This is a genomic window from Paraburkholderia sp. DHOC27 (genome assembly GCF_003429005.1).
Classification (GTDB): domain Bacteria; phylum Pseudomonadota; class Gammaproteobacteria; order Burkholderiales; family Burkholderiaceae; genus Paraburkholderia.
Genome location: NZ_QVQV01000013.1, coordinates 81,138 through 106,532 on the forward strand (window position 1 = coordinate 81,138; position 25,395 = coordinate 106,532).

Annotated in this window: 25 protein-coding genes and 1 tRNA gene; 16 read left to right on the top strand and 10 right to left on the bottom strand. The window is 61.8% G+C overall.

Translation table 11 applies throughout. The annotated features are described in order from the left end of the window. Window positions 1-2: 2 nt before the first annotated feature. The 4 genes from D0B32_RS30660 (at window position 3) to tatC (ending at window position 2,286) form a co-directional block, all read left to right on the top strand. The gene (locus tag D0B32_RS30660) at window positions 3-368 is read left to right on the top strand and encodes a histidine triad nucleotide-binding protein (RefSeq protein WP_117338068.1); all 366 of its coding nucleotides are present in this window, start codon (window positions 3-5) and stop codon (window positions 366-368) included. Between the two features lie 268 nt (window positions 369-636). Further along, on the top strand, window positions 637-876 hold the full coding sequence (gene tatA / locus D0B32_RS30665) for a Sec-independent protein translocase subunit TatA (RefSeq protein WP_117338069.1): 240 nt from the start codon (window positions 637-639) through the stop codon (window positions 874-876). A 38-nt stretch (window positions 877-914) separates the two neighbouring features. After that, complete coding sequence (gene tatB / locus D0B32_RS30670; RefSeq protein WP_117338070.1) at window positions 915-1,472, top strand: Sec-independent protein translocase protein TatB; 558 nt, start codon at window positions 915-917, stop codon at window positions 1,470-1,472. A 34-nt stretch (window positions 1,473-1,506) separates the two neighbouring features. After that, window positions 1,507-2,286 (top strand): twin-arginine translocase subunit TatC, encoded by a 780-nt coding sequence (gene tatC / locus D0B32_RS30675; protein ID WP_117338071.1) that lies wholly within the window; start codon window positions 1,507-1,509, stop codon window positions 2,284-2,286. Between the two features lie 142 nt (window positions 2,287-2,428). On the opposite strand, the gene D0B32_RS30680 is transcribed toward tatC, so the two are convergent. Then, entirely contained in the window at window positions 2,429-3,649 is a 1,221-nt protein-coding gene (locus D0B32_RS30680) for a Do family serine endopeptidase (protein WP_117338072.1), read from the bottom strand. A 19-nt stretch (window positions 3,650-3,668) separates the two neighbouring features. Between D0B32_RS30680 and D0B32_RS30685 the strand changes: the two genes are divergently transcribed. The 6 genes from D0B32_RS30685 (at window position 3,669) to D0B32_RS30710 (ending at window position 8,744) form a co-directional block, all read left to right on the top strand. Beyond that, window positions 3,669-4,415: a Nif3-like dinuclear metal center hexameric protein gene (locus D0B32_RS30685; protein ID WP_117338073.1), complete on the top strand. Its 747-nt coding sequence runs from the start codon at window positions 3,669-3,671 to the stop codon at window positions 4,413-4,415. Between the two features lie 207 nt (window positions 4,416-4,622). Next, window positions 4,623-5,243 (top strand): ubiquinol-cytochrome c reductase iron-sulfur subunit, encoded by a 621-nt coding sequence (gene petA / locus D0B32_RS30690; protein ID WP_117338074.1) that lies wholly within the window; start codon window positions 4,623-4,625, stop codon window positions 5,241-5,243. Continuing rightward, on the top strand, window positions 5,243-6,622 hold the full coding sequence (locus D0B32_RS30695; RefSeq protein ID WP_117338075.1) for a cytochrome bc complex cytochrome b subunit: 1,380 nt from the start codon (window positions 5,243-5,245) through the stop codon (window positions 6,620-6,622). The genes petA and D0B32_RS30695 overlap by 1 nt, the downstream gene beginning before the upstream one ends. 23 nt (window positions 6,623-6,645) lie before the next feature. After that, window positions 6,646-7,413, top strand: coding sequence for a cytochrome c1 (locus D0B32_RS30700; protein ID WP_117338076.1), 768 nt, complete (start codon window positions 6,646-6,648; stop codon window positions 7,411-7,413). A gap of 93 nt (window positions 7,414-7,506) precedes the next feature. Further along, window positions 7,507-8,118, top strand: a complete 612-nt coding sequence (locus D0B32_RS30705; RefSeq protein WP_006052302.1) for a glutathione S-transferase N-terminal domain-containing protein — start codon at window positions 7,507-7,509, stop codon at window positions 8,116-8,118. 95 nt (window positions 8,119-8,213) lie between these two features. Continuing rightward, window positions 8,214-8,744, top strand: a complete 531-nt coding sequence (locus D0B32_RS30710; protein WP_117338077.1) for a ClpXP protease specificity-enhancing factor — start codon at window positions 8,214-8,216, stop codon at window positions 8,742-8,744. A 67-nt stretch (window positions 8,745-8,811) separates the two neighbouring features. Here D0B32_RS30710 and D0B32_RS30715 read toward each other — a convergent pair. Next, window positions 8,812-8,887, bottom strand: a tRNA-Thr gene (locus tag D0B32_RS30715). 180 nt (window positions 8,888-9,067) lie between these two features. On the opposite strand from D0B32_RS30715, the gene D0B32_RS30720 reads away from it, so the two are divergent. Then, window positions 9,068-10,198 (top strand): class I SAM-dependent methyltransferase, encoded by a 1,131-nt coding sequence (locus tag D0B32_RS30720; RefSeq protein ID WP_117338078.1) that lies wholly within the window; start codon window positions 9,068-9,070, stop codon window positions 10,196-10,198. A gap of 93 nt (window positions 10,199-10,291) precedes the next feature. Here D0B32_RS30720 and D0B32_RS30725 read toward each other — a convergent pair whose 3' ends face one another. The 3 genes from D0B32_RS30725 to D0B32_RS30740 all read right to left on the bottom strand — a co-directional run bounded on the left by D0B32_RS30725 (window position 10,292) and on the right by D0B32_RS30740 (window position 14,097). Continuing rightward, a complete protein-coding gene (locus D0B32_RS30725) occupies window positions 10,292-11,569 on the bottom strand; it encodes a TIGR03862 family flavoprotein (protein WP_117338079.1) in 1,278 nt (425 codons plus the stop codon). A gap of 388 nt (window positions 11,570-11,957) precedes the next feature. After that, a complete protein-coding gene (locus tag D0B32_RS30735) occupies window positions 11,958-13,247 on the bottom strand; it encodes an MFS transporter (RefSeq protein WP_117338081.1) in 1,290 nt (429 codons plus the stop codon). Between the two features lie 529 nt (window positions 13,248-13,776). Continuing rightward, window positions 13,777-14,097, bottom strand: a complete 321-nt coding sequence (locus D0B32_RS30740) for a DNA-binding protein (protein WP_117338082.1) — start codon at window positions 14,095-14,097, stop codon at window positions 13,777-13,779. 381 nt (window positions 14,098-14,478) lie between these two features. Between D0B32_RS30740 and D0B32_RS30745 the strand changes: the two genes are divergently transcribed. After that, window positions 14,479-15,309 (top strand): SAM-dependent methyltransferase, encoded by an 831-nt coding sequence (locus tag D0B32_RS30745; protein WP_117338083.1) that lies wholly within the window; start codon window positions 14,479-14,481, stop codon window positions 15,307-15,309. 24 nt (window positions 15,310-15,333) lie between these two features. Here the strand turns inward: D0B32_RS30745 and D0B32_RS30750 are convergent, their stop codons facing one another. After that, window positions 15,334-15,900 carry a DUF1415 domain-containing protein gene (locus D0B32_RS30750; protein WP_117338084.1) on the bottom strand — a complete coding sequence of 189 codons (567 nt, stop codon included), beginning with the start codon at window positions 15,898-15,900 and terminating at the stop codon, window positions 15,334-15,336. Between the two features lie 82 nt (window positions 15,901-15,982). Then, the gene (locus D0B32_RS30755; RefSeq protein ID WP_117338085.1) at window positions 15,983-16,627 is read right to left on the bottom strand and encodes a TetR/AcrR family transcriptional regulator; all 645 of its coding nucleotides are present in this window, start codon (window positions 16,625-16,627) and stop codon (window positions 15,983-15,985) included. A gap of 156 nt (window positions 16,628-16,783) precedes the next feature. Between D0B32_RS30755 and D0B32_RS30760 the strand changes: the two genes are divergently transcribed. Together D0B32_RS30760 and D0B32_RS30765 are read left to right on the top strand one after the other, a co-directional pair. Next, window positions 16,784-18,067 (top strand): MFS transporter, encoded by a 1,284-nt coding sequence (locus D0B32_RS30760; protein ID WP_117338086.1) that lies wholly within the window; start codon window positions 16,784-16,786, stop codon window positions 18,065-18,067. 328 nt (window positions 18,068-18,395) lie between these two features. Next, window positions 18,396-18,989, top strand: a complete 594-nt coding sequence (locus D0B32_RS30765; RefSeq protein ID WP_117338087.1) for a nitroreductase family protein — start codon at window positions 18,396-18,398, stop codon at window positions 18,987-18,989. A 91-nt stretch (window positions 18,990-19,080) separates the two neighbouring features. On the opposite strand, the gene D0B32_RS30770 is transcribed toward D0B32_RS30765, so the two are convergent. Then, window positions 19,081-20,553 (bottom strand): MFS transporter, encoded by a 1,473-nt coding sequence (locus D0B32_RS30770; RefSeq protein ID WP_117338088.1) that lies wholly within the window; start codon window positions 20,551-20,553, stop codon window positions 19,081-19,083. A 282-nt stretch (window positions 20,554-20,835) separates the two neighbouring features. On the opposite strand from D0B32_RS30770, the gene D0B32_RS30775 reads away from it, so the two are divergent. Further along, complete coding sequence (locus D0B32_RS30775) at window positions 20,836-22,086, top strand: Hsp70 family protein (RefSeq protein WP_117338089.1); 1,251 nt, start codon at window positions 20,836-20,838, stop codon at window positions 22,084-22,086. Between the two features lie 101 nt (window positions 22,087-22,187). Here the strand turns inward: D0B32_RS30775 and D0B32_RS30780 are convergent, their stop codons facing one another. Then, window positions 22,188-22,391, bottom strand: coding sequence for a cold-shock protein (locus D0B32_RS30780; protein WP_007180251.1), 204 nt, complete (start codon window positions 22,389-22,391; stop codon window positions 22,188-22,190). Window positions 22,392-22,816: 425 nt separating this feature from the next. Between D0B32_RS30780 and D0B32_RS30785 the strand changes: the two genes are divergently transcribed. Next, window positions 22,817-24,412 carry an APC family permease gene (locus tag D0B32_RS30785; RefSeq protein ID WP_117338090.1) on the top strand — a complete coding sequence of 532 codons (1,596 nt, stop codon included), beginning with the start codon at window positions 22,817-22,819 and terminating at the stop codon, window positions 24,410-24,412. Between the two features lie 157 nt (window positions 24,413-24,569). Here D0B32_RS30785 and D0B32_RS30790 read toward each other — a convergent pair whose 3' ends face one another. After that, window positions 24,570-25,355, bottom strand: coding sequence for a class III extradiol ring-cleavage dioxygenase (locus D0B32_RS30790; protein ID WP_117338091.1), 786 nt, complete (start codon window positions 25,353-25,355; stop codon window positions 24,570-24,572). Between the last annotated feature and the right edge of the window lie 40 nt (window positions 25,356-25,395).

Below are 25,395 nucleotides of genomic sequence, written 5' to 3' on the forward strand. Positions count from 1 at the left end.
ACATGAGCCACGACTCGAATTGCCTTTTTTGCAAGATCGCCGCGGGTGAGATCCCGTCCACCAAGGTCCATGAGGACGACGAATTCGTCGCCTTTCGCGATATCCGGCCGGCCGCCGAAACACATGTGCTGGTGATTCCGCGTAAGCACATCGAAACGCTCTCGAACAGCAACGAAAGCGATGCGCCGCTGCTTGGTAGAATGCTCGTATTGGTCGCACGCCTCGCCGATCAGCTTGGCGTGGCGTACACCGGCGGTGAGACGGGCTTTCGCACGGTAATCAATACCGGTCCGGGCGGAGGGCAGGAGGTGTATCACCTGCACGCCCACATCCTCGCCGGACCGCGGCCGTGGCAGCGCATGGGTTGAGCGTGGTTCGCATGCTGCAGATGTCATGCACCGATCAGGTGCCTGGCAGGACCGCGCAGCATGGCGAAGATCGGGCGAGGGCGTTTTTCTGTCGGAATGTAACGGCGCCGTCGCGATAATCAGGACACAATCATGCGCTGGGCCGCTGGCGGCATCCGGAAGCAGTGGCGGCAACGTATAGATGAGACGCAGGTGTCTCAATTCGAGCCGCAAGGCGCAGACATTCGCCGCGTAGACACGCGACGGCGGGGTTTATTGGAGAGTAGTCATGGGTTCGTTGAGTATTTGGCACTGGTTGATTGTTTTGTTGATCGTCGCATTGGTCTTCGGTACGAAGAAGCTGCGTAACATCGGCACCGACCTGGGCGGCGCGGTGAAGGGCTTCAAGGAAGGGATGAAAGAGGCGGACACGCCGGGAAGCGAAGCGCAACAACGCGAACTGCCGCGCACCGACACGGTCGACGTGGACGCAAAAGAAAAGACGCCGCGCTCGGGCGATTACCGCTAAGCGGCACACAAACCGCTTTCTGACGGGGACGACAATTCATGCTGGACCTCGGTCTAACCAAGATGGCGCTGATCGGCGTCGTCGCGCTGGTTGTGCTCGGGCCCGAGCGGCTGCCGCGCGTGGCCCGCACGGCGGGCGCGCTATTCGGCCGTGCGCAGCGTTACATCAACGATGTGAAGGCCGAAGTCACGCGTGAGATCGAACTCGACGAATTGCGCCGCATGAAGACGGAGTTCGAGACGGCGGCGAGCAATGTCGAAAAAGCGGCGAGCAACGTTCAGAACACCATCCACGACAACCTGCGCAAGCACGAAAGCGAACTGAACGACGCCTGGAATTCGGGTTCGACGGTGAGCCCGAGTATTGCCGGCGGTTCACTGGAAGGTGCGGCGAGCGGCGGTACGCCGATCTCGACGACCACCTGGCACAGCCCGCCCGCTGCGGCGTCAAAGCGCAAGAACTGGCGAGTCAAACAGAGCGCCATGCCGACGTGGTACAAACGCGCCACCACGCGCCGCACGCGCGTGCAGTCGGGCGCAGCACGCGTGGCGCGTCATACGCCGGTCAGTTTGCGCCGGCCGACGCGCTTCTTCTGATGACCCTAGCGTTAATCTCCTACCGAGGGCCGGTGTGAGCGACCCCCAGCAAACCCAGACTGAAGGCGCCGAAGAGACCTTCATTTCCCATCTCGTCGAACTGCGCGACCGCATCATCCGTGCGGGTATCGCCGTCATCGTGGTGTTCCTCGGCCTCGTGTACTGGGCGCCGGACATCTTCAAGCTGCTCGCGCGGCCACTGATGGTGAATCTGCCGAAAGACGGCAAGCTGATCGTCACCGATGTCACCGGCTCGTTCTTCGTGCCGATGAAAGTGACCATGATGGTGGCGTTCGTGATCGCGCTGCCGGTCGTGCTGTACCAGATCTGGGCCTTCGTTGCGCCCGGCCTGTACCAGCACGAGAAGAAGCTGGTCGGGCCGCTGGTGGGCAGCAGCTACACGCTGTTCCTGTGCGGCATGGCGTTCGCCTACTTCGTGGTGTTTCCGACCATCTTCCGCGTGATGGCGCATTACAACGCGCCGCTCGGCGCGGCCATGAACACGGACATCGACAATTACCTCAGTTTCGTCCTGACCATGTTCATCGCGTTCGGCGTGACCTTCGAAGTGCCGATTGTCGTGGTGCTACTGGTGCGCATGGGCATTGTGACGGTGAAGAAGCTGCGGCAGATTCGTCCGTACGTGATTGTCGGCGCGTTTATCGTGTCAGCCGTCGTGACGCCGCCGGATGTGTTCTCGCAGCTGATTCTGGCGCTGCCGCTCATCATTCTCTACGAGGCGGGCATCATCGCGGCGCGGCTGGTCGTCGGCAAGCAACCTGACGTGGTGGAAGAAGAGCACGCGCCGAATTAACCGGCGTCTTGAGCCAGGTGTGCACCAGATGCCCTGGCGCGCCTGGCGGCGCGCTGGCCCAAACTCACTACGCGCGCCGGGTTGCACAAGCGGCGCGCGCCAGATCAAAAGGCGCACGAGGGCGGCCTAACCGCCCTCGCCATCAGCCGCCGTTGTCATCCTGATCGTCATTGCCATCGTCGGCCGGCTGCTTTGGCGGCGGCGGTCGTTTGCCGATCATCACATCCAGATCGATCTGGCGATTCTTGCGCACCAGGTGAATCTTCGCGTTCGTGCCCGGCTTGATCTGCGCGATCAGGTTCAGGAGGCGCGTCGTATCCGTGATGTCCTGGCCATCCACGCTCACCAGAATGTCGCCCGGCTTGATGCCGGCACGGTCCGCCGGACCGTTCTTCAGCACGCCCGCGACGATCGCACCGGTCTTCTGATCGAGGCCGAACGACTCGGCGATCTCCGGCGTCACGTCCTGCGGCTCGACGCCGATCCAGCCGCGCGTGACCGAACCCGTCGTGATGATGCTCTCCAACACGCTGCGTGCGGTCGAAACCGGAATTGCGAAGCCAATCCCCAGCGAGCCGCCCGAGCGCGAGTAAATCGCCGTGTTGATACCAAGCAGATTGCCGTGCACATCGACCAGTGCGCCGCCCGAATTGCCCGGGTTGATGGCCGCGTCCGTCTGGATGAAGTTTTCGAAGGTGTTGATGCCGAGGTGATTGCGGCCGAGCGCGCTGACGATACCCATGGTCACGGTCTGGCCGACGCCAAACGGGTTGCCGATGGCCAGCACCACGTCGCCTACCCGCGTCTGGTCCATGCGGCCCAGCGTGATGGTGGGCAGGTTGGTGAGGTTCACCTTGAGCACCGCGAGGTCGGTCTCCGGGTCCACGCCGATGACCTTGGCGGTGGTCGTGCGGCCGTCCGCGAGGGCGATTTCGATCTGATCGGCGCCATCCACGACGTGCTGGTTCGTTAGAATGTAACCTTCCGAACTCACGATAACGCCTGAGCCGAGATTCGAAGCAGGCTGCTCCTGCTGCTTCTTGTTGTTCTTGTCGCCGAAGAAGTAACGAAACAGCGGATCTTTCGCCCGCGGATCGGGCGGCAACGATCCGTCCTTGCTTGAGAAAACGTTCACCACCGCAGGCGAGGCCTTTTGTGCGGCGTCTGCATACGAAGCCTGAGCGGGCCCACTACTACCGATGCCTGGCGCTACCTCGCGCAGTGCGACGATCGGCTCGGCGAGTTGCTTGCCGAATTGCCCCTGGCGTTGCAGCCATTGCGGTTTAAGGGTCGCAATGATGAACATCAGCGCCAACAGCACGGTCACCGCTTGAGCAAAGAACAGCCAAAAGCGTCTAAGCATCTGAAGATTAGAGGTTTATATGGATCGGATCGAACTTGAATTGTATCTGAACAAAGTTCTCGAAACCGCGCGCTTCAAGGACTACTGCCCGAACGGCCTGCAAGTGGAAGGTCGCCGCCGGGTCAACAAGCTGGCCACCGGCGTGACCGCCTCGCTGGCCTTTCTCGAGGCCGCGCTGGACTGGGGCGCGGACGCCGTGCTCGTGCATCACGGCTATTTCTGGCGCAACGAAGCGCCGCAGATCACCGGCCGCAAATACGAGCGTCTGAAGCTGCTGCTCGCCAACGACATCAACCTGTTTGCCTACCATCTGCCGCTCGACGATCACCCCGAGCTCGGCAACAACGCGCAACTGGGCGCGAAGATGGGCTGGATCGGCGACACGCGCTTCGGCGACAACGACATCGGCTGGATGGCCACGCTGCCCATGCCGGTCTCGCTGGCGCATTTCACCGCCGAGGTCGAAGAGACGCTCGGCCGCACGCCGCTCGTGTTTGGCGACCCGGACCGCGAACTGCGCCGCGTGGCATGGTGCACGGGCGCAGCGCAAGGCTACTTCGACGCGGCCATCGAGGCCGGCGCCGATGTGTATCTGACCGGTGAGGTTTCGGAGCCGAGCATGCATACGGCATTGGAAAGCGGCGTGGCTTTTCTCGCCGCCGGTCATCACGCCACTGAGCGTTTTGGCGTTCAGGCGCTGGGTGCGCATCTGTCAGAAAATTTCGATATCGAGCACCTCTTTATTGATATTCACAATCCTGTGTGATTACTAAACAAAAAGGCACGAAATCCACAGGGTCCACTTAAAAGGAGATACAAAAAAGTTTCTGATTGGTCCGGGGAAACCCTTGGATATCAAAGACTTCGCACGGTTTTTGGCATTCGGGCCTTGTAAATGGCGACTCCATTCGAGCAAACTAGCGTCGGTAGAAGAGACGTGAAGGAAAAATCCAACTCAGAAGTGGGGCGTGTGATGCGAGACAAAGAAGATGAGCTCGTCGATGGTGGCCGGCGTACCTGGCTGATCGCGACGACCGTAGCAGGTGGCATAGGCGGTGTTGCCACTGTCGTACCCTTTGTTAGTTCGTTTGCACCATCTGAAAAAGCCAAGGCTGCCGGCGCGCCGGTCGAAGCCGATATTAGCAATTTGAAGCCGGGCGACATGATGACCGTTGCCTGGCGTGGCAAGCCGGTGTGGATTCTCAACCGTACCGACCGCATGCTCGCCGATGTTCAGAAAGCCGATAACGAAGTAGCGGATCCCCATACCGAAAAACCTTTCTCGATGCCGTTGCCGGAGTACTGCAACAACGAATTCCGCTCACGGCCCGAACACAAGAATCTTCTCGTCGCGGTTGCCGTCTGCACCCATCTGGGCTGCACACCCACGCCGCGCTTCCAGGAAGGCGCGCAAGCCAATCTTCCAGACGACTGGCCCGGCGGCTTTCTGTGCCCGTGCCACGGCTCGACCTATGACCTGGCCGGCCGCGTCTTCAAGAACAAACCTGCGCCGCAGAACCTGGACATTCCTCGTTTCATGTTCACGTCTGCCACGCAGCTCGTGATTGGTAAGGACGAGAAAGGAGAAGCGTAATGGCGATCGAACACGAGGCAGAGACCACCGGGCTGGTCGGCTGGATCGACCGCCGTTTTCCGATGACGGCGACGTGGAAGAAGCACGTCTCCGAGTACTACGCGCCGAAGAATTTCAACTTCTGGTACTTCTTCGGCTCGCTGGCGTTGCTTGTGCTGGTCAACCAGATCGTCACCGGCATTTTCCTCACCATGAACTACAAGCCCGATGCGACGCTGGCGTTCGCTTCGGTCGAGTACATCATGCGCGAGGTGCCGTGGGGCTGGCTGATCCGCTACATGCACTCGACGGGCGCGTCGATGTTCTTCGTCGTGGTGTACCTGCATATGTTCCGCGGGCTGATGTACGGCTCGTATCGCAAGCCGCGCGAACTCGTGTGGATCTTCGGCTGCGCCATCTTCCTGTGTCTGATGGCCGAGGCATTCTTCGGCTACCTGCTGCCGTGGGGCCAGATGTCGTTCTGGGGCGCGCAGGTGATCGTGAACCTGTTCTCGGCGATTCCGTTCATCGGCCCGGACCTGTCGCTGTGGATTCGCGGCGACTACGTGGTGTCGGACGTCACGCTGAACCGCTTCTTCGCGTTTCACGTGATCGCGATTCCGCTGGTGCTGATCGGGCTGGTAGTGGCGCACCTCGTGGCGTTGCACGAAGTGGGCTCGAACAATCCGGACGGCGTGGAGATCAAGGCGAAGAAGGACGCGAACGGCATCCCGCTCGACGGCATTCCGTTCCACCCGTACTACTCTGTGCATGACTTCATGGGCGTCGCGGTGTTCCTGCTGATCTTCGCGGCAATCATCTTCTTTGCGCCGGAGATGGGCGGGTACTTCCTCGAAGCCAACAACTTCATCCCGGCCAATCCGCTGCAGACGCCGTCGGAGATCGCCCCTGTGTGGTACTTCACCGCGTTCTATGCGATGCTGCGCGCCACCACCGATCCGTTCAAGGTCGTGCTGATGATCGTGATCGCGCTGCTGGGGCTGTTCGCGCTGGTGCGGGCCCGCGGCAAATGGAAGGTGGGATTGCCGGTGCTGGCCGTGCTGGTGATTCTGGCCATGTTCTTCACCGAATCGAAGTTCTGGGGCGTGGTGGTGATGGGCAGCGCGGTGATCTCGCTGTTCTTCCTGCCGTGGCTGGACCGCTCGCCGGTGAAGTCGATTCGCTACCGGCCGTTTTTCCACAAGGTCTTCTACGGCATTTTCGTGCTGGCCTTCCTGACGCTGGCGTTCCTCGGAACCAAGCCGCCGTCGCCCGCCGCGACCTTGATTGCGCAGATTTGCGCGCTGATTTATTTCGCGTTCTTCCTTGGTATGCCGTTCTGGACGCCGCTTGGCAATTTCAAGCAGCCACCCGAACGGGTGCGGTTCAAGCCTCATTAATCGCAGGCCAAGGAGACACGAAGATGAGAAAAATACTTGCGAGGCTCGCTGTGATCGGGGCTGCATCGTTGACGTTGGCGCTCGCGTTGCTGGCGGCGCCCGCGTATGCGGACGACAATTTCCCGCTCGACCGCGCGCCCGATAACGCGGACAATTTCGCTTCTTTGCAGCACGGCGCCAAATTGTTTGTAAACTACTGCCTGAATTGCCATAGCGCCAACCTGGTTCGGTACAGTTCGTTGACCAGTTTGGGGCTGACGCCGCAGGAAATTCAGGCAAACCTGCTGTTCACGACCGATAAGATCGGTAACACGATGACGATCGCGATGAAGCCGGACGACGCGAAAGCGTGGTTCGGCACCACGCCGCCGGATTTGTCGCTGGAGGCGCGGGCGCGAGGCAAAGACTGGATTTACACGTATTTACGCAGCTTTTATCGCGACGATACGCGGCCAACCGGCTGGAACAATCTGGTGTATGAAAACGTGAGCATGCCCAACGTGTTGTGGCAGCTTCAGGGGCAGCGTACGGCGAAGTTCGATGACGTAGTCGACGAAAGGAGCGGGGAAACAGTCCATAAATTCGTCGGTTATCAGCAGGTCACGCCGGGGACGTTATCGCCGGTGGATTATGATTCGGATGTGGCCGATCTCGTGTCGTACCTGTCCTGGATGGCCGAACCCACGCAGCAAACCCGCCACCGCCTGGGTGTGTGGGTGCTGCTGTTCCTCGGCATCCTGAGCTTTTTCGCCTGGCGATTGAACGCCGCGTATTGGAAAGATATCAAATAATCACGCCATGACTGGCGTGGGGCCGGCGCAAGGAAAGACCGCTGGACGGTTTTTCCGCGCGCTGGCCCTTCAGCTTTTTGAGGAAACGTAAACATGATGGTTCTGTATTCCGGCACAACTTGCCCGTTCTCCCAGCGCTGCCGGCTGGTGTTGTTCGAGAAGGGCATGGACTTCGAGATCCGCGACGTCGACCTGTTCAACAAACCGGAAGACATCGCTGTGATGAATCCGTATGGTCAAGTGCCGATCCTCGTCGAACGGGACCTGATTCTGTACGAATCGAACATCATCAACGAATACATCGACGAACGCTTCCCGCATCCGCAACTCATGCCGGCCGACCCGGTGCAACGGGCACGCGCGCGCCTGTTCCTGCTCAACTTCGAGAAGGAACTGTTCGTCCACGTTGGCACGCTGGAAAACGAAAAGGGCAAGGCTGCCGAGAAGAATCACGAGAAGGCCCGTCTCGCGATTCGTGATCGTCTGACGCAACTCGCGCCGATCTTCCTGAAGAACAAGTACATGCTCGGCGAAGAGTTCTCGATGCTCGACGTGGCGATCGCGCCGCTGCTGTGGCGTCTGGATCACTACGGCATTGAACTGTCGAAGAACGCAGCGCCGCTGATGAAATACGCCGAGCGTATTTTCAGCCGTCCGGCGTATATCGAAGCGCTGACGCCGTCGGAAAAGGTGATGCGTCGTTGAGTTTGGCCTGAAGGCGGGGCGTTGCGCGCCGGGCGTCGAGTTTGAGCGCCCGGTGTCGACGAAGTGCGGCGCGCCGCCTGGTATGAGGACAGTTGATGCAAGAGATTTCCACCAAGCCTTATCTGCTGCGTGCGCTGTACGAGTGGTGCACGGATAACGGCTATACCCCGCATATCGCAGTACGCGTCGACAATCAGACGCGTGTGCCGCGCCAGTTCGTACGCGATAACGAAATCGTGTTGAACATCAGTTTCGAGGCCACCAGCCAGTTGCAGATGGGCAACGAGTGGGTCGAATTCAGCGCGCGCTTTTCGGGCAAGTCCCACAAGATCGAAGTGCCGGTGGCGAACATCCTCGCCATCTACGCCCGCGAGAACGGTCAGGGCATGGCGTTCCCGGTCGATTCAGCGGGCGGCGAGGCCACCGATTCCGGCGCGGATGAAGAAACCACGGAAGAAGTCGAACCGCCGGTGAAGGCGGCCGGTGCGGGACCGCGTGCGCTTGAGGTTGCGCCTGCGGCAGAGTCGAAAGACGTCAGGGCGAACGATGAGGATGATGACGGTCCCAAGCCCGACGACGATGGATCGAAAGCCGGCGGCCGGGGTCATCTGAAGGTCGTGAAGTAACCGGACCTAAAAACTCAGGCCAAAAACAAAACGGGCTACGCAAACATCGCGTAGCCCGTCGTCATTCTGGTGCCCCCTGTCTGATTCGAACAGACCACCTCATGATTACAAGTCAAGTGCTCTACCAAATGAGCTAAGGGGGCGAAAGCAGGGCGCTATTATATGACAAGCCGGAGCGTTCGGCTATCTGCGGGTTTTCGATTTGGCGTACGCAGGCGTCAGTATTCGGGCATCATTCGGCACCGCCCAAGTCCACCCGGCCATACGGCCGCCCAAGACGCAAGTTTTGCTGCGTCGTCCGAGCAATCACTTCCTGGTTCACCATGTCTCTGTCCGCCACGCCCGCCACCATTACCTGGCCCGAAGCCGAAGGCCCCCGCTCTGCCCGCTGGCGCTCCGAAGCGGCCGTGCCGCCGCCCAAACGCGTGGTCGTGGCAGATGACCGTACCACGGCGGATACCGCTTACCGCCTCGCCTGCGAAGGGACGGCGCTGCTGTGGCAGGGTGATTTCCAGAACGCCCGCCAGCTTTTGCAGGCGGTGACGCGGCGTCTCGAACGCAAGCCGCGCAAGCAGGCCGAGACACTGATCGACGCCTTCAACTTTCACCGTCAGGCGCAGTCGCAACGCGCGCGCACGCTCGGCATGCTGCTGATTCCGCTCGACGCCACGTACACGATCCCGCTGCGCCGTGCGCCCGATGTGCAGCAGGCCTGCATTGAGACGTACGGGGCCGCCGATGAACCCTCCGTGGTTTCGTTGCGCGAACTGCTCGGCTTGATCGGTGCGCATGAGTGGCGCAAGAAGGGCGTCGAGATTCCGGTGCTCGGTGAGCGCATTCATCCGCACTACGGCGTGTTCTCGCCCGTGCGCGGCGAGTACGTGGATCTCGTGGCGCGTACGCTGCTGCCTTCGCTGAACAAGGCGTTCGACATCGGCACCGGCACCGGCGTACTGGCCGCGCTGCTGGCCAAACGGGGCGTCAAGAAGATCGTCGCCACGGATCAGGACCCGCGTGCGCTCGCCTGCGCGCGTGAGAACATCGAGCGGCTCGGCTATGCGCAGCAGGTCGAGGTGATCGAGGCCGATCTCTTCCCCGAAGGCCGCGCGCCGCTTGTGGTCTGCAATCCGCCGTGGGTGCCGGCGCGGCCCGCGTCGCCGATCGAATATGCCATCTACGACATGGAAAGCCACATGCTGCTCGGCTTTCTCAATGGGCTCGCGGAGCATCTGTCGCCGGGCGGCGAGGGCTGGCTGATCCTGTCCGACTTTGCTGAACACTTGGGCCTGCGCACGCGCGAATTCCTGCTGTCGGCGATCGAGAAAGCAGGGCTGACGGTGGCGGGCCGCGAGGACGTCCGTCCGCGGCATCCGAAGTCCACTGATGAGACGGATCCGCTGCATGCGGCGCGCATGGCTGAAGTGACGTCGTTGTGGCGGTTGAAGGTGCGTTGAAGCGGGGTCGGGTGCGAGGCGGGGCGTCGAGCCGCAACCCTTACGTCACAACCTTCGAGCTTTGCTGAGCCATCCGCCTTTCCGTTTGCGCGCTTAGGTTCGTGCGCCGCCGTTCCGGCCGCCGAGCCACGCGGCCGCGCCACGCCCTGCGACCAGTCCGCTCGCGAAGCACGCGGTGAGCAGATAGCCGCCAGTCGGCGCTTCCCAGTCCAGCATCTCGCCCGCGCAGAACACCCCGGGCAGTTGCTCGACCATCAGATGAGCATCCACCGCTTCGAAGGGCACGCCGCCCGCGCTGCTGATGGCTTCTTCGATCGGCCGTGGTCGTGTGAGAGTTAGCGATAGCTGCTTGATCGTGTGGGCGACGAGCGTGGCATCGGTGAAAGCTTCCTTCGACAACGCCTCGTGCAGCAAGCCGACCTTCACGCCGCCCAGGCCGATCCGGCTTTGCAGATGACTCGACATGGACCGCGAGCCACGCGGCCGGGTGACTTCGTCGATCACGCGCTGTAGCGGCAGATCGGGCGCCAGATCGAGTTCGATGGTGACGCGGCCGTCCGCCAACAGCCGCTCGCGGATCGCCGCCGACATCGCATACACCAGGCTCCCCTCGATGCCCGTTTCGGTCACGACGAACTCACCTTGTCGATTCTGGACTTTTTTGTCTACATCCGTCACCTGGATGGCGACGGGCTTCACCGGTTGTCCGGCAAAGCGGGCGCGAAAGAAGTCGCTCCAGTCCGCCTCGAAGCCGCAATTCGCGGGACGCAGCGGCGCGATGGCCACACCGCGTTCGCCGAGCAATGGCACCCACGCGGCGTCTGAGCCGAGGCGCGGCCAGCTTGCACCGCCCAGGGCGAGAATCACGGCATCCGCTTTGACGGTACGTTCCCCGTCCGGCGTGTTGAAGCGCAGCGCCTGCGGCTGAAGGCCGACCTCCGCGTCGACCCAGCCGGTCCACTTGTGGCGCATGTGAAATCGCACGCCCGCTTCTTTCAGACGATGCAGCCATGCTCGCAGCATGGGCGCCGCTTTCATGTCCGTGGGAAAGACCCGCCCCGAACTCCCGACGAAGGTTTCCACGCCCAGCTCTTTCAGCCATGTCCGCAGCGCGTCTGGTCCGAAGACGTCGAGTAGCGGCGCGATCTGGGCGCGTCGCGCGCCGTAGCGCCCGAGGAACGGTTCGAGCGGCTCCGAATGCGTGATGTTCATCCCGCCTTTGCCCGCCATCAAAAACTTGCGACCCACCGACGGCATGGCGTCGTAGACATCGACCCGCACACCTTGGCGAGCCAGCGTCTCGGCGGCCATCAGGCCGGCAGGACCACCGCCGATTACGGCGACGCTAGCGGAATCAAGGGAAGTGGGCATGCGGTGCTTTTCTGGTGGAGGGGGGGCGCTCTGGCAGCACGCGCCGCGCGGTTCAACGCAATTCGTACGAGACACGTTGCGCGCGGCCCGCGCACAAAGCCTGATGCACGAGGCGCGGCGCACGAAGCGCGCTATTTTCCCACCGTGTGCGGTGCGGGGCAAACGCGAGATTGAGCGCGATCCGCGCAGGACCGCGCCGGGCCGTCACGCAACTGGGCCGACCGCTCACGCGACGCATCAGCAAATGCGGTGCGGTTGCAGCGGGCCACAAGCTCATCGCGCGGTCGCAGCAGATCAAGTCTCCGCGCAGATTGCGCGACTCCGTCTCAGCGCCAGCCATCCAATCATCCGGCCAGCCTACACGCCTCGAACTCGCGCACTCAAAACCTCAAACCGTCGAACGCGCCGCCTCCGTGCCGCCGTGCTGGCCGCCCGGTTCCGCGGGCAAAGGTTCGATGCGTCCCACGATCACGAGATAGCTGAACGCGCCCAGAAAACAGAAGCCGCCGGCGACGATCAACGGAATCGTGAACGAGCCCTTCGTCAAGGCGACCATCACGCCGGTGAAGGTGGTGATGACGATGCCCGCCAGATTCGACGCGAAGTTTTGAATCCCACTGATCGACGCAACGTGATTCGGCGTCGGGGCGACGTCGGCCGGCAGCGACCAGATGCTCGCCGCGGCAAACGCGAGACTGCCGTACGCGACGCCGAAGAACGCCAGCATCAGGTACACGTTCGAAGTGAACGCGGAGAGCGTGATCACCGACGACAGCAGCATGCCGCCCACCATGCACGTCTTGCGCGACGCGGTGAGGCTCCAGCCGCGCCGGTAGAGCGCATCGGAGACGAGACCGCCGAGCCAGCCGCCCGGAATCGAGACCAGTGCCGGAATCATGCCGAGGGTGCCGAGCGATTTCAGCGAAAAGCCGCGCGTTTGCACCAGATAGCTCGGAAACCACGTGATGAAGAAGTAGATCACGAAGTTCAGGCAGAAGAAGCCCAGCATCATGCCCCACAGCGTGCGGTGGCGAAACAGCGAGCCCCACGTGGCTTGCGGAACCGCGGAGCGCGTGGGGCGCGGCACGATCGCATCCGTGGGGCCGGTCATGTCGCCGTGCGCGGGGCTGCGATAGATCACCAGCCAGCCGACGATCCAAAGAATGCCCACGAGGCCCGTGATGACGAACGACGCTTTCCACCCGGCCGTGCTGATGATGAGCGCGACGAGCGGAATGGAGAGTGCCGAGCCGACTCGCGAGCCGCTATCGAAGATGCTGGTGGCGATTGCGCGCTCGGCTGGCTTGAACCACTGCGCGACGAGTTTCGCGCACGACGGGTATGCCCCCGCCTCGCCGACGCCGAGCATCAGACGGCAGCCGAACATCGCGCCGACGCTGCTCGCCACGGCCGTCGCCGCCGTGAACAGCGACCACCAGCCCACCGCCAGTGGCAGCGCGATCCGCGCGCCGACGCGATCGACGAACCAGCCGAACGGCATCTGCATGAACGCGTAGGTCCAGAAAAAGCCGCTGAGGATCAGGCCCATTTCGGCCGGTCCGATGCCGAGCGATTTTTCGATCTGCGGTGCCGCGACCGCCAGATTCGCGCGGTCTACATAGTTCACTGCGATGGCGAGAAAACACAGAAAGATCACGACCCAACGCATCTTGCGCATGACAACGTCTCCTCCGTGGCGGCATCCATTTTGTGAAGCGCGCGGTCCGCTGCGATGCCTGCTGGCGGCGCATCTTGTCGTGTGCGTCTCGCTCTGCCGGCGAGACTGCGTGATGATCAGGGCTCCCCTTGAGCGACGCTTCGCGCCGAAACCGCGCGCGCGAGTGACGCGCGTGAGTGACGCGAGCATCAAGCAGGACACGATGCCGATAGTAGGAGGTCCGAAGAAATCCGGTCAAGCCAATTCATTGACCGTTCCACAGTGTGGATGCGATGTCTGATGTGCCGCACTGCGGCATAACGTGGAGAAGCTAAGGACTACGATGCTCGAAATATCCGAGGCAGATGCTGGCGCTGCAAAGCTTCGAGGGGAATGGGCCGGATTGCCGAATGCTGCAATGCAGCGTGCCGCGAAAACGGTGGTACACCTGACGATCGTGTGAAAGCGTCAAGCATGGCCGCTGCCGTGTGAGCGGCCATGATCGTCGTGCTTCGCCGTGCCCACCGCGCGACGAAGCGGCATGCCGGGCTCAGCCCGGGTACTCCTCGTCGACCTTCAGGCCGGCCAGCTTGAAAATGACGCGCAGTGTTTGCGGCTTGATATCGCGGCGCGACGCGAGCGTCGTCATCACGAAGTCGAGCACCTTCGCGTACTTCAGCATCGTCAGGCAGGTTTCCATATCGACGCTGCCGTCGCGCATCGCTTCGGCGAGGCGCAGCATCTCCACGGAGATGTCACGGGCCATTTCCAGTTCGAGCTGCTGCTTCTCGGACCACGCGGGGGTGGCCAAAAGTTTGGTCAGCAATTCCTGAAACTTCTGTTCGGCGTTGCCGTTGGGTATCGTATCCATTGCCGCCTCAAGTTTCTTCTGAGCGCGCTTCCAGTTAAGATCGCGGCGCACTGCAGGTTACGTAACGTTCGGCCCCATGTTCCGGGTCCGACCTCCCCCACACGCATGCGGTTCGCTTATCGAAACAGCGCCCGACAGTGTGTTTGTTGTTCTTATACGGCCTGAAACAGGACTTTGACCGCATATCGCGCTTATCACGTGCCCTCTGGTTCGCTCCGCGCTCCCATTTAGAGCAGGAAGTGTTCCAGGAAAGGCCCGGTTTGCGTCTCATCGCGGCGGTGAATCAGTGGTCGTGCCGCGCTTTGGGTAAACTGGCAGCAACTTTTCCTTTTATCCGTCGCCTTTCGCACGTTCGCCGTGTAAAGGATGTCGGTCTGTGCGATGTCGATCAAAACTCACGAAATCCGTCCCAACCAATCCGTCGAATTGCTGAAGGAACTCCATATCCTGACGCGCGACGGCAAGATGAATCAGGACAGTCGCCGCAAGCTGAAACAGGTCTACCACCTGTTCCAGTTCATCGAGCCGTTGTTGAAAGATCTGAAAGAAACCCAAGGCGATCTGACGCTCGTCGATCACGGCGCGGGCAAGTCGTATCTGGGTTTTATCCTGTATGACCTGTTTTTCAAGGAGCAACAGGATCAATCGCACATCTACGGCATCGAGACGCGCGAAGAGCTGGTGAAGAGTTCCGAGGCACTGGCGGCGCGGCTCGGCTTCAAGGGGATGTCGTTTCTGAATCTGTCCGTTGCGGACTCGATTACCTCCGAACGCCTGCCGGAGACGATTGATATCGTCACCGCGCTGCACGCCTGCAATACCGCGACGGATGACGCGATCCGCTTCGCGTTGCAGAAGCATGCGAAATACATCGTGGTCGTGCCGTGCTGTCAGGCCGAGGTGGCCGGCGTGCTGCGCCAGAACAAGAGCAAATCGCTAGGCAATGCGTTGACGGAAATCTGGCGGCATCCGCTGCACACGCGGGAATTTGGCAGCCAGATCACGAACGTGCTGCGCTGCCTGCAACTCGAGGCGCACGGCTATCAGGTCAGCGTGACGGAACTGGTTGGCTGGGAGCATTCGATGAAGAACGAACTCATCATCGCCCAGTACAAGGATTTACCGCGCCGGCGTCCGGCGGAGCGTCTGAACGAGGTGATGGAGTCGCTCGGTCTCGCGGAGTTGCGCGAGCGGTTTTTCGTCGAAGCTTAAAGAGGTGCAAGCGGCTTAGGCCGCTCACTCTCCAGCCGGCTCACTCATCCACTTCTGCCAGCCCGCCAACCCGAGGCGGCGCAGCGTGTCCTGATTGCGCTCGTAGATGTCCGCGGCATCCGGAAACGCATCCACCGCGCGTTCGATGCTCGCTTCACGCAGCAGATGCAGAATCGGATAGGGCGCACGGTTCGTGTAGTTCTCGATATCGTCCGCTTCGCTGCCTTCGAACTGATACGCAGGGTGAAAGCTCGCAATCTGCAGTTCGCCTGCCAGTCGCATTTGCTTGAGCAGCTGGTCCGCGAAGAACAGGCAGTCGTTGTAGTCGAGAAACTCCGCCAACGCGTGCGGGATGATCAACAACGTGGTGTCGATCTGCGCGGCATCAGTCTCGGCCAGCGTGTTCAGTTCCGCCTCGAGATCCATCAGGACACCTTCCAGACTGGTCGCTTCGCTGATCGCGTAACGGATCTGGTTCTTCACATGCACGGCTTTCGCAAACGGACACAGATTGAGGCCAATCACTGCGCGCGTGAGCCAGTGGCGGGTGTTGGAGAGGATGACTTCGTTGGAATCTGCGGAAAGCGGCATGGGGGAAAGCGCGGCTGAAAACGTAGCAAGAGCCGCTATTTTACCGGCGCGCTATGAGATGGCGGAGATCACGCGTAGATCATCAGGAGACCGCCACGGCTGGCGGACAGGCAGCGGCAATCAACAGCGCGGCCACGCGCGGCGCGGCGAGAATCGCGCCACAACCGGGGCCGTAGGTCTGGCTCGCGGCATACACGCCTTCGATCAACAATCCGAGTCCGTGCGCCAGCGCGACAGGATCATCGGCGATGGCCGCCGTTGCCAGTTCGGTCAGCCGCGCCAGCAGCCGCGCCTTCTGGTCGAACACAAACTGTCGGGCCGCGTGCGTCGCGTCGGGAAATTCCACGGCCACATTGACGAACGGACAGCCGCGATAGTCCTCGACCGAAGCCCGCACGGCGAGATCGTCAAAATATTGCTGAAGCTGTTTGGCCGGCTCGCCCGGATGCATGGCGAAGCTCTTTTCGACGTAGTTGAAAAACCGCTGATCCGCCTGCTGCAGATACGCGAGCACCAGATCGTCCTTGGACGAGAACTGGCGGTACAGGCTCATTTTGTTGACGCCCGCCCGTTCGACGACGGCATCCACCCCCACGGTCCGCACGCCTTCCCGATAAAACAGTTCGCCGGCCGCGCGCAGCAGACGCTCCTGCGCCAGCGGGCCGGCGGTCTGCACACGCGAGCGGCGGGCCGCCCCGGTGGGGTTTGAGGTTTCGTTTCGTGACATGGTGGGTCCACTTCCAGTTGCGGATGCCTTGACATGTTACTGACCAGTCACTAAGATCGCAACACTATTGTGACTGATCTGTCACAAGTCCTTTACGAAAGCCGTAATAAAGTAGACCCGGCGCGAGATAGCAGGTGTGCGCCGTCTGGAGATGCGATGAACTGGGCAGCGAGAATGATTGGCGGGCGCTTCCACTACGGGTGGTTGACCGTAGCGGTGGTGTTTCTGGTGTTGCTGGCCGCCGCCGGAACGCGGGCCACGCCAAGCGTGATGATGGTGCCGCTGGAACATCAGTTTGGCTGGAGCCGGGCCACCATTTCGCTCGCCATCTCGGTGAATATCGCGTTGTACGGCCTGATGGGGCCGTTCGCGGCAGCCGCCATGCAGCGCTTCGGCGTGCGCCCCACCGTGCTGGTCGCGATGGGCGTCATGGCTGCGGGCGTTGGGCTGTCTTCGCTGATGACGCATCCGTGGCAAATGATCCTCATCTGGGGCGTGATGGTGGGCGGCGCGACCGGCGTGGCGGCGTTGTCGCTGTCGGCTACGGTCGTGAACCGCTGGTTCACCACGCATCGCGGGCTGGTGATGGGCATCCTCACCGCCAGTTCGGCCACCGGTCAGCTGGTGTTCCTGCCCTTGCTGGCGGCGATTGCCGAGCACCACGGCTGGCGTCCCGTGGTGTGGGTGGTAGCGGGCGCGGCGGCCATCGTGTTGCCGCTGATCGCCTTCCTGCTGCCCGAACGTCCTGCCGATCTGACACTGCGCCCCTACGGCGAACCCGCCGACGCGCCCATCGTCACCAACGTCACGAAACAGAATCCGCTGGCGATCGCCTTCGGCACCCTGGCGATGGCGAGCAAGACGCGCGACTTCTGGCTCCTGTTCTTCAGCTTCTTCATCTGCGGCGCGAGCACCAACGGCTATATCGGCACGCACCTGATCGCGATGTGCGGCGACTACGGGCTGAGCGAAGTGCAGGGCGCATCGCTGCTGGCCGCGATGGGAATTTTCGACCTGTTCGGCACGACGCTCTCGGGCTGGCTGTCGGATCGCTTCAACGCGCGCGTGCTGCTGTTTTTCTACTACGGCCTGCGCGGGCTCTCGCTGATGTATCTGCCGCACGCGTTTGGGATCGATTTCTTCGGCTTGCCGCTCTTTGCGCTGTTCTACGGGCTCGACTGGATCGCGACGGTGCCGCCCACGGTGCGTCTCGCCACGGATGTCTACGGCAAGGAAGCCGCGCCGGTCGTATTCGGCTGGGTGGTGGCCGGCCACCAGCTTGGTGCGGCGTTCGCTGCGTTCGGCGCCGGCATGCTGCGCTCGAGCCTTGGCACGTACACCGTGGCGTCGATGATTTCGGGCGGCCTGTGTCTGGTGGCGTCGGTGATCGTGCTGCGTATCAATCGCGGCGAGCGGGCGGCGACTCCACAGCCTGTTTGAACGAGGGGCGGCCCGCTGCTGCGGGCCGCCGCCTTGCGCGGCGGTCTTGACGCGCGGTTTTCGGACCGCCACATTTCGCCGTCTTCGTTTCGCTACCTTTGTTTCGCCGCCGTGTTTCACCGCCTTATTTGACCGCCGCCTTCACCGCTGTCGTTGGACCACCGCTTTTGACCGCCGCGTTTCTTCGCCCTCGTTGGACAGGCGCGTTTCATCACCGCATTCCACTGCATTTCTTCCCGGCATTTAAAGCGCGCGTTGCAAACCCCGGTTATGCTATGTGGCCCCGGGCTCTTGCCCGTCGATCATGAATTTCGACCGAGAGAAGCGCATGGCCAACAAACCCGCCCCTACCGCCGTTCCTATCCACGAACTGATCGCCGGCCGCTGGAGCCCGCGCGCCTATTCGAGCGAGCCGGTCAGCCGCGAGCATCTTCATGCTGTTCTCGAAGCGGCGCGCTGGGCGCCCTCGTCGTATAACCTCCAACCCTGGCGTTTCATGGTGTTCGACCGCAGCGCCGACGAAGTCTCGTTCAAGCGCGCCTTCGCCACGCTGGTGCCGTTCAATCAAGGCTGGAACGCGCCGGCTCCGGTGCTGATCGCAGCGACCACGCATACGCTGACCAACAAGGGCGAAATAAACCGCTGCGCGCCGTACGACACGGGCGCGGCCGCAATGGCGCTGGTGCTGCAGGCACACGCATTGGGACTCGCGGCGCATCAGATGAGCGGCTTCGACGTCAATGCGTTCCGCAAGGCCTTCGCGATTCCTGACGATGTGGAGGTGATTGCGATGATCTCGCTCGGGCATTTCGGCGAAGTGGACAAGCTCGATCCGGTGTTGCGCGAGCGTGAGAAGTCGGTGCGCACGCGTCTGCCGCTGAGTGACATTGCGTTCAGCGGCGCGTGGAAAAAAGCGTTTTGATATTTATAGCGGGTGAGTGGTGATTCAGGCTTCGGGTCACGCTCAGGCAGCATGAAAAGATAAAAGCGCAGTCCACACGGACTGCGCTTTTTCATTCCCCCTCGCCGACCGCGGACAAGGGCGCGGCCACGTTCTCCAGCGATTTCCGCTCCGCATCCACCCCCCAGATGCCCGCGACGATCGCTGCACCCACCATCAGCGCCGAGCCGACCAAGTAGCCCGTGAAAACTTCGCTGCGCTGGTGGGTATCGATCAGTCGTCCAAAGAAGGCCGGTCCGGCGATGCCGCCCAGCGCGGTGCCGAACGCGTAGAACAGTGCGATGGCCAGCGCGCGGATCTCCAGCGGAAACGATTCGCTGACCGTCAGATAAGCCGAACTCGCAGCGGCCGAGGCGAAGAAGAAAATCACCATCCACGCCGCCGTCTGGGTCGTGACGGTGAGCCATTGCTGCTCGAACAGATAGCCGCTGATTGTCAGCAGGATGCCGGATAGCGCGTAGGTAGTCGCGATCATCTTGCGCCGGCCGATCACGTCGAACAGACGCCCCAGCAAGAGCGGCCCGAGGAAGTTGCCGAGCGCAAACGGCAGCAGATACCAGCCGATGTGGTCGCCCGGCACGTGGTAGAAATCGGTGAGTACCAGCGCATAGGTGAAGAAGATGGCGTTATAGAAGAACGCCTGCGCGGTCATCAGAGACAAGCCGACCAGCGCGCGTCGCCGGTGCACGGTGAAAATTGCGTGGAACACTTCAGCGAGCGGGGTGTGGTCGCGGGTCCGCAACCGCAAACGGGTAAACGACGTGTCGTCGAGGCGGTGTCCGGTCTCGCGAAAGCGTGCTTCGATCCCCTCGACAATCTCCGTTGCCTCTTGCGCCTCGCCGTGCGTGAGCAGCCAGCGCGGGCTCTCCGGCACCCAGATACGCATGGGCAGGATCGCGAGCGCCAGCGCCGCGCCGATGAAGAAGCACGCGCGCCAGCCCCAATCGCCCGGTAGCAGATGCGGATCGAGCAGCACGAGCGAGCCTGCCGCACCGATGCCGGCGCCCACCCAGAACGTGCCGTTGATGCCGAGGTCCGTCCAGCCGCGTACGCGGGCGGGCGTGAATTCCTGGATCGTCGAATTGATGGCCGTGTATTCGCCGCCAATCCCCGCGCCGGTCAGGAAGCGAAACAGCAGGAAACTCGCCAGGTTCCATGACAGCGCCGTCGCGGCGGTCGCCGCGAGATACAGTGACAGCGTGATGAAGAACAGCTTGCGACGGCCGAGTCGGTCGGTGAGCCAGCCGAATCCCAGCGCCCCGAGCACCGCGCCTGCAATATAGGCGCTGCCGGCGAGCCCAATATCTGTGTTGGAAAAGTGCAGGGTGTGGCTGGTCTTGAGCGCGCTGGCCACGGCGCCCGCCAAGGTAACTTCCAGACCGTCCAGCAGCCAAGTGACGCCGAGCGCGACCACGATCAGGGAATGGAACCGGCCCCAAGGCAGACGGTCGAGGCGCGACGGGAGATCGGTTTCGATCACGGCCTGCGGTTTTTCCTGCACCGCTGCGGTAGGCGGTTCGGCCATTGCGATAAATCTCCTCGTGTCAGGAAAATTGACCAGCGTATCCTGTGCGGATGAGCAATTTTCGTTCCGCTGCGACGCGGCGGGTGCCTTGTACGAGATGGCGTTCCGCGTCTGATGGGCGGAAGCCAGGCGTGCGGTTTGACGACGGGTTTGTCGCGCCCGCTGGATACGCGAGCGCACGGCGAACCGTCAGACCGACTTCAGTTGATACCCGCCGCATTTTCGTGATACAAAGCCCATCCTCTTCCTGTCCGCGCCAGCCGCAAGCGGCGATTCCCTGCCATGACCTATTGCGCGATTGACTTCGGCACATCGAATTCCGCCGTTGCCGTTCCCGACGGCGCCGCGCTGCGCCTCGCGCCAGTCGAAGGTGCGTACACCACGCTGCCCACCGCGGTCTTCTTCAACACCGACGAAAACACCCGCGATTTTGGACGGGCGGCGCTGGAGGCATACATCGACGGCTTCGACGGCCGGCTCATGCGCTCGATGAAGAGCATCCTCGGTTCGGCGCTCGCCGAGAATTCCACGGATCTCGGCGACGGTTCGGCGATCAAGTACACGGAAGTGATTGCGATCTTCGTCGATCATCTGAAGCGGTCCGCCGAGGCAAGCGCGGGCGCAGCCATCAATCGCGCGGTGCTCGGACGCCCGGTGTTCTTTGTCGACGACGATCCGCGTGCGGACCAACTGGCGCAACATCAACTGGAAGCGGCGGCCCGTTCGGTAGGACTGCGCGAGATTCACTTCCAGTATGAGCCGATCGCCGCGGCCTTCGACTACGAGTCGCATCTGACAGAAGAGGGTTTGGTGCTGGTGGCCGACATCGGCGGCGGTACGTCGGACTTTTCGCTGGTGCGCGTCGGACCCGAGCGGATGAAGCGGGTTGAGCGCAAGGACGACGTGCTGGCCCACCACGGTGTGCACGTCGCCGGCACGGACTTCGACCGGCGCGTCGAACTGGGCACCATTCTGCGCGAACTGGGCTACCAGTCGCTGGATCCGGAAGGGCGCGAACTGCCGAACCGGATTTACTTTGATCTCGCCACCTGGCATCTGATCAACACGGTTTACGCGCCCAAGCGCGTAAGCGAACTGGCGCTGATGCGCCATCTGTTCACCAACGTGACCCAGCACGACCGGCTGATGCGCGTGGTCGAGCGCCGCCTCGGGCACGCGCTGGCCGCCCACGCGGAAGAGGCCAAGATCGGCGTGGCGGCGGGCGGCGAGACGATGATCGATCTGGAACTGGTGGAAGAGGATTTGCGTCTGGCATTCGACGAGGCCCAACTGGTCAAGGCGGGTCACGACGAAACCCTGCGCATCGTGCAGGCGGCCCGCGACACGGTGCAGGCAGCGGGCGTCGCCCCGCGCGATGTCAGCGCGATCTATTTCACCGGCGGCTCGACGGGCCTGGCGTTTCTCTCAACCGCGCTGGCCGCGGCATTTCCCGACGCACAACCGGTTTTCGGCGACCGCCTCGCCAGCGTCGCGACGGGACTCGGCATTCACGCACGCCGCGTGTTCGGATAACAGAACCGTTTTCCAAAACTCAGGCAGAATGCCTTTGAGCCGGACATAAAAAAACCCCGCCTTGGCGGGGTTTTTTCGCATCCAGAAGGAAGCGTGCTTGCTTACACCGGCTTGATGTTAGCAGCTTGCTTGCCCTTCGGGCCCGTCTTGACTTCAAACGTGACCTTTTGGTTTTCTTGCAGCGTCTTGAAGCCTTCCGTGCGGATTTCCGAGAAATGCGCGAACAGATCTTCGCCGCCGCCGTCCGGCGTGATGAAGCCAAAGCCCTTTGCGTCATTGAACCACTTGACGGTACCGGTTTCCATATTACTTGTTCCTAAAGATGGTAAATAAGGCCGAAGCCCAATGGGTGCATGAAAATCAAGGAAGGGGGTAATGGGACCAACCGGAGTACCGTTGATGGGCGAACTACGAAAGACCAATTCACTCGCCGCTTGAAATCCTGCCCGAACGTTATACGGCGATTTCGAGAGAAGGTCAACAGTCGGCGCAATTCTTTACAGGAATTTCCAACCATGTCCGTTGTATTCTTACAAAGCTTGCAAACAGATCAGAATCTCGCTAGGGGATAACCCTTGCTTCACTGCAATCTCGTGGTGCAACCGTTAAACTACGCGCCGCGTATGGCGGTTGCACCTTTCGGTCTCGCCGCCGCACTCATGCCCGTCACCCGTCTCCAGCGTCACAAGCCATCACGCGGTGCCGACATGATTCTGACTCAGGAGAAGACGTGAAAAGTTCTATTCAACGGAACATCGGCCCCTTCGCGCTGATGCTGACCGGCCTCGGTTCCATCATCGGTTCCGGCTGGCTGTTTGGTGCATGGAAGGCGGCAAAAATTGCGGGTCCGGCGGCCGTCTGCGCGTGGGTCATCGGCGCGGTGGTGATTCTCGCCATTGCGCTCACCTACGCCGAACTCGGCGCCATGTTCCCCGAATCCGGCGGCATGGTGCGTTATGCGCGCTACTCGCATGGTGCGCTGGTGGGTTTCATCAGCGCATGGGCCAACTGGATCGCCATTGTTTCAGTGATTCCCATTGAGGCCGAGGCGTCCATTCAATACATGAGCACCTGGCCATATCCCTGGGCGCATGCGTTGTTCGTCGACGGGTCATTAACCACTAATGGGTTATTACTATCCGCGATTCTGGTGATTATCTATTTCATGCTGAACTACTGGGGCGTGAAGTTGTTTGCGCGCGCCAATTCGGCAATCACCATCTTCAAGTTTGTGATTCCCGCGGCCACGATTGCCGGTTTGATGTTCACGGGCTTTCACCACGAGAACTTTGGTGAAGCGAGCACGTTTGCGCCGTATGGCTGGTCCGCCGTGTTGACGGCCGTGGCGACGAGCGGCATCGTGTTTGCCTTCAACGGCTTCCAGAGCCCGATCAACCTCGCGGGGGAAGCGCGTAATCCGGCGAAGAGCGTGCCGTTCGCGGTGATCGGTTCGATCCTGCTGGCGCTGGTGATCTACGTGTTGCTGCAGATCGCGTACATCGGCGCGGTGAATCCGGCCGACGTGGTGAAGGGCTGGAGCCACTTCAGCTTTGCGTCGCCCTTCGCCGAACTCGCCCTGGCGCTCAACCTGAACTGGCTGGCCTTCCTGCTGTACGTGGATGCCTTCGTGAGCCCGAGCGGCACGGGTACGACCTACATGGCGACCACGAGCCGCATGATCTACGCGATGGAGCGCAACAACACGATGCCGAAGATTTTCGGCAACGTGCACCCCATCTACGGTGTGCCGCGCCAGGCCATGTGGTTCAACCTGCTGGTTTCGTTCATCTTCCTGTTTTTCTTCCGGGGCTGGAGTTCGCTGGCAGCCGTGATTTCGGTGGCCACCGTGATCTCGTACCTGACGGGCCCGATCAGCCTGATGGCGCTGCGCCGCGCGGCAACGGACCTCGACCGTCCGCTGCACATTCCGGGCATGAAGGTGATCGCGCCGTTCGCATTCGTGTGCGCGTCACTGGTGCTGTACTGGGCAAAGTGGCCGCTGACGGGCGAAATCATTCTGCTGATGATCGTTGCACTGCCGGTGTACTTCTACTTCCAGGCGAAGTCGGGTTTCAGTGGTTGGGGGCGTGATCTGAAGGCCGCCTGGTGGCTGGTGGCGTATTTGCCGGTGATGGCCATTCTGTCGCTGATCGGCAGCAAGCAGTTTGGTGGCCACGATATCCTGCCGTATGGCGTGGACATGGTGGTGGTGATTATCGCCGCGCTGATTTTCTATTACTGGGGCGTGCATACCGGTTATCGCAGCGATTATCTCGACGAGCGCGATGAGCACGATGAAGTGCTCGAGGGTATGGGAGCGCATTGAGTTTGCGCTTTGGGGGCGCTGGTTTTCTGCTGGCCGCGCGTCCTCGTGAAGCAAAAAAGCCTGCCTGAGATGATCAGGCAGGCTTTTTTATTTGTGCCTCTGTTGCACACTCAGCCAATCAGTGCGCAAATGCGGCGCCCGCACAGCCTCATACCCCTCAAGCCGTACCAAACACGTAATTCGTCATCGCCAGCGACTTCTGATAAGTCCCGAGCGACTGAATGGCCAACGTGTAATCGTCGTCCGCCGCGCCGAGCGCGGCAAAAACCGGCAGCAGATGCTCGTCGGTCGGATGCATCAACACAGCATGCGGCGCCTGGCGGCGATAGTCGAGCAGCGCGTCGATGTCGTGCGCGGCCAGCTTCTCCTCGAACCAGTCGGTGAACTCGATCACGCGTGGATCGGCGTCTTCTGGCCGCGCCGAGAAATCCGCCGCGCGCAGATTGTGGGTGATCTGCCCAGAGCCGATCACCATCACACCATCATCCTTCAGCGCCCGAAGCGCGCGACCCACGCGGAAATGATGCGCGGCATCCTTATGTGGCTGGATCGACAACTGCGCGACCGGCACATTGGCCTGCGGAAACATCAGCAGCATGGGCACCCATGCACCGTGATCGAGGCCATGTGGCTCGGTGCCGGCGGTCAGCCCGTGTTCGGTGAGCAGCGAGACGGCCCGACGCGCGATGTCCGGCGCGCCCGCAGCCGGGTACTGAATCTCGTACAGTTGACGCGGGAAACCGTAGAAGTCGTGGATGGTCTCGGGTTTCTCCGCCGTGCTCGCGAGCGGCTGGGCGCTGCCCCAATGCGCCGACAGCATCAGGATGGCTTCGGGATGCGGAACCTGGCTCGACAGCGCACCGAACTCGGCGCGCGGCATGGACGGGTCAATGGGGAGCGTGGGAGCGCCGTGAGACAGGAAAAGCGACGGCAAGCGGGACATGGCAGCAAGTTCGCGCGAGGGCGACTCGGAAGTTGGGTTG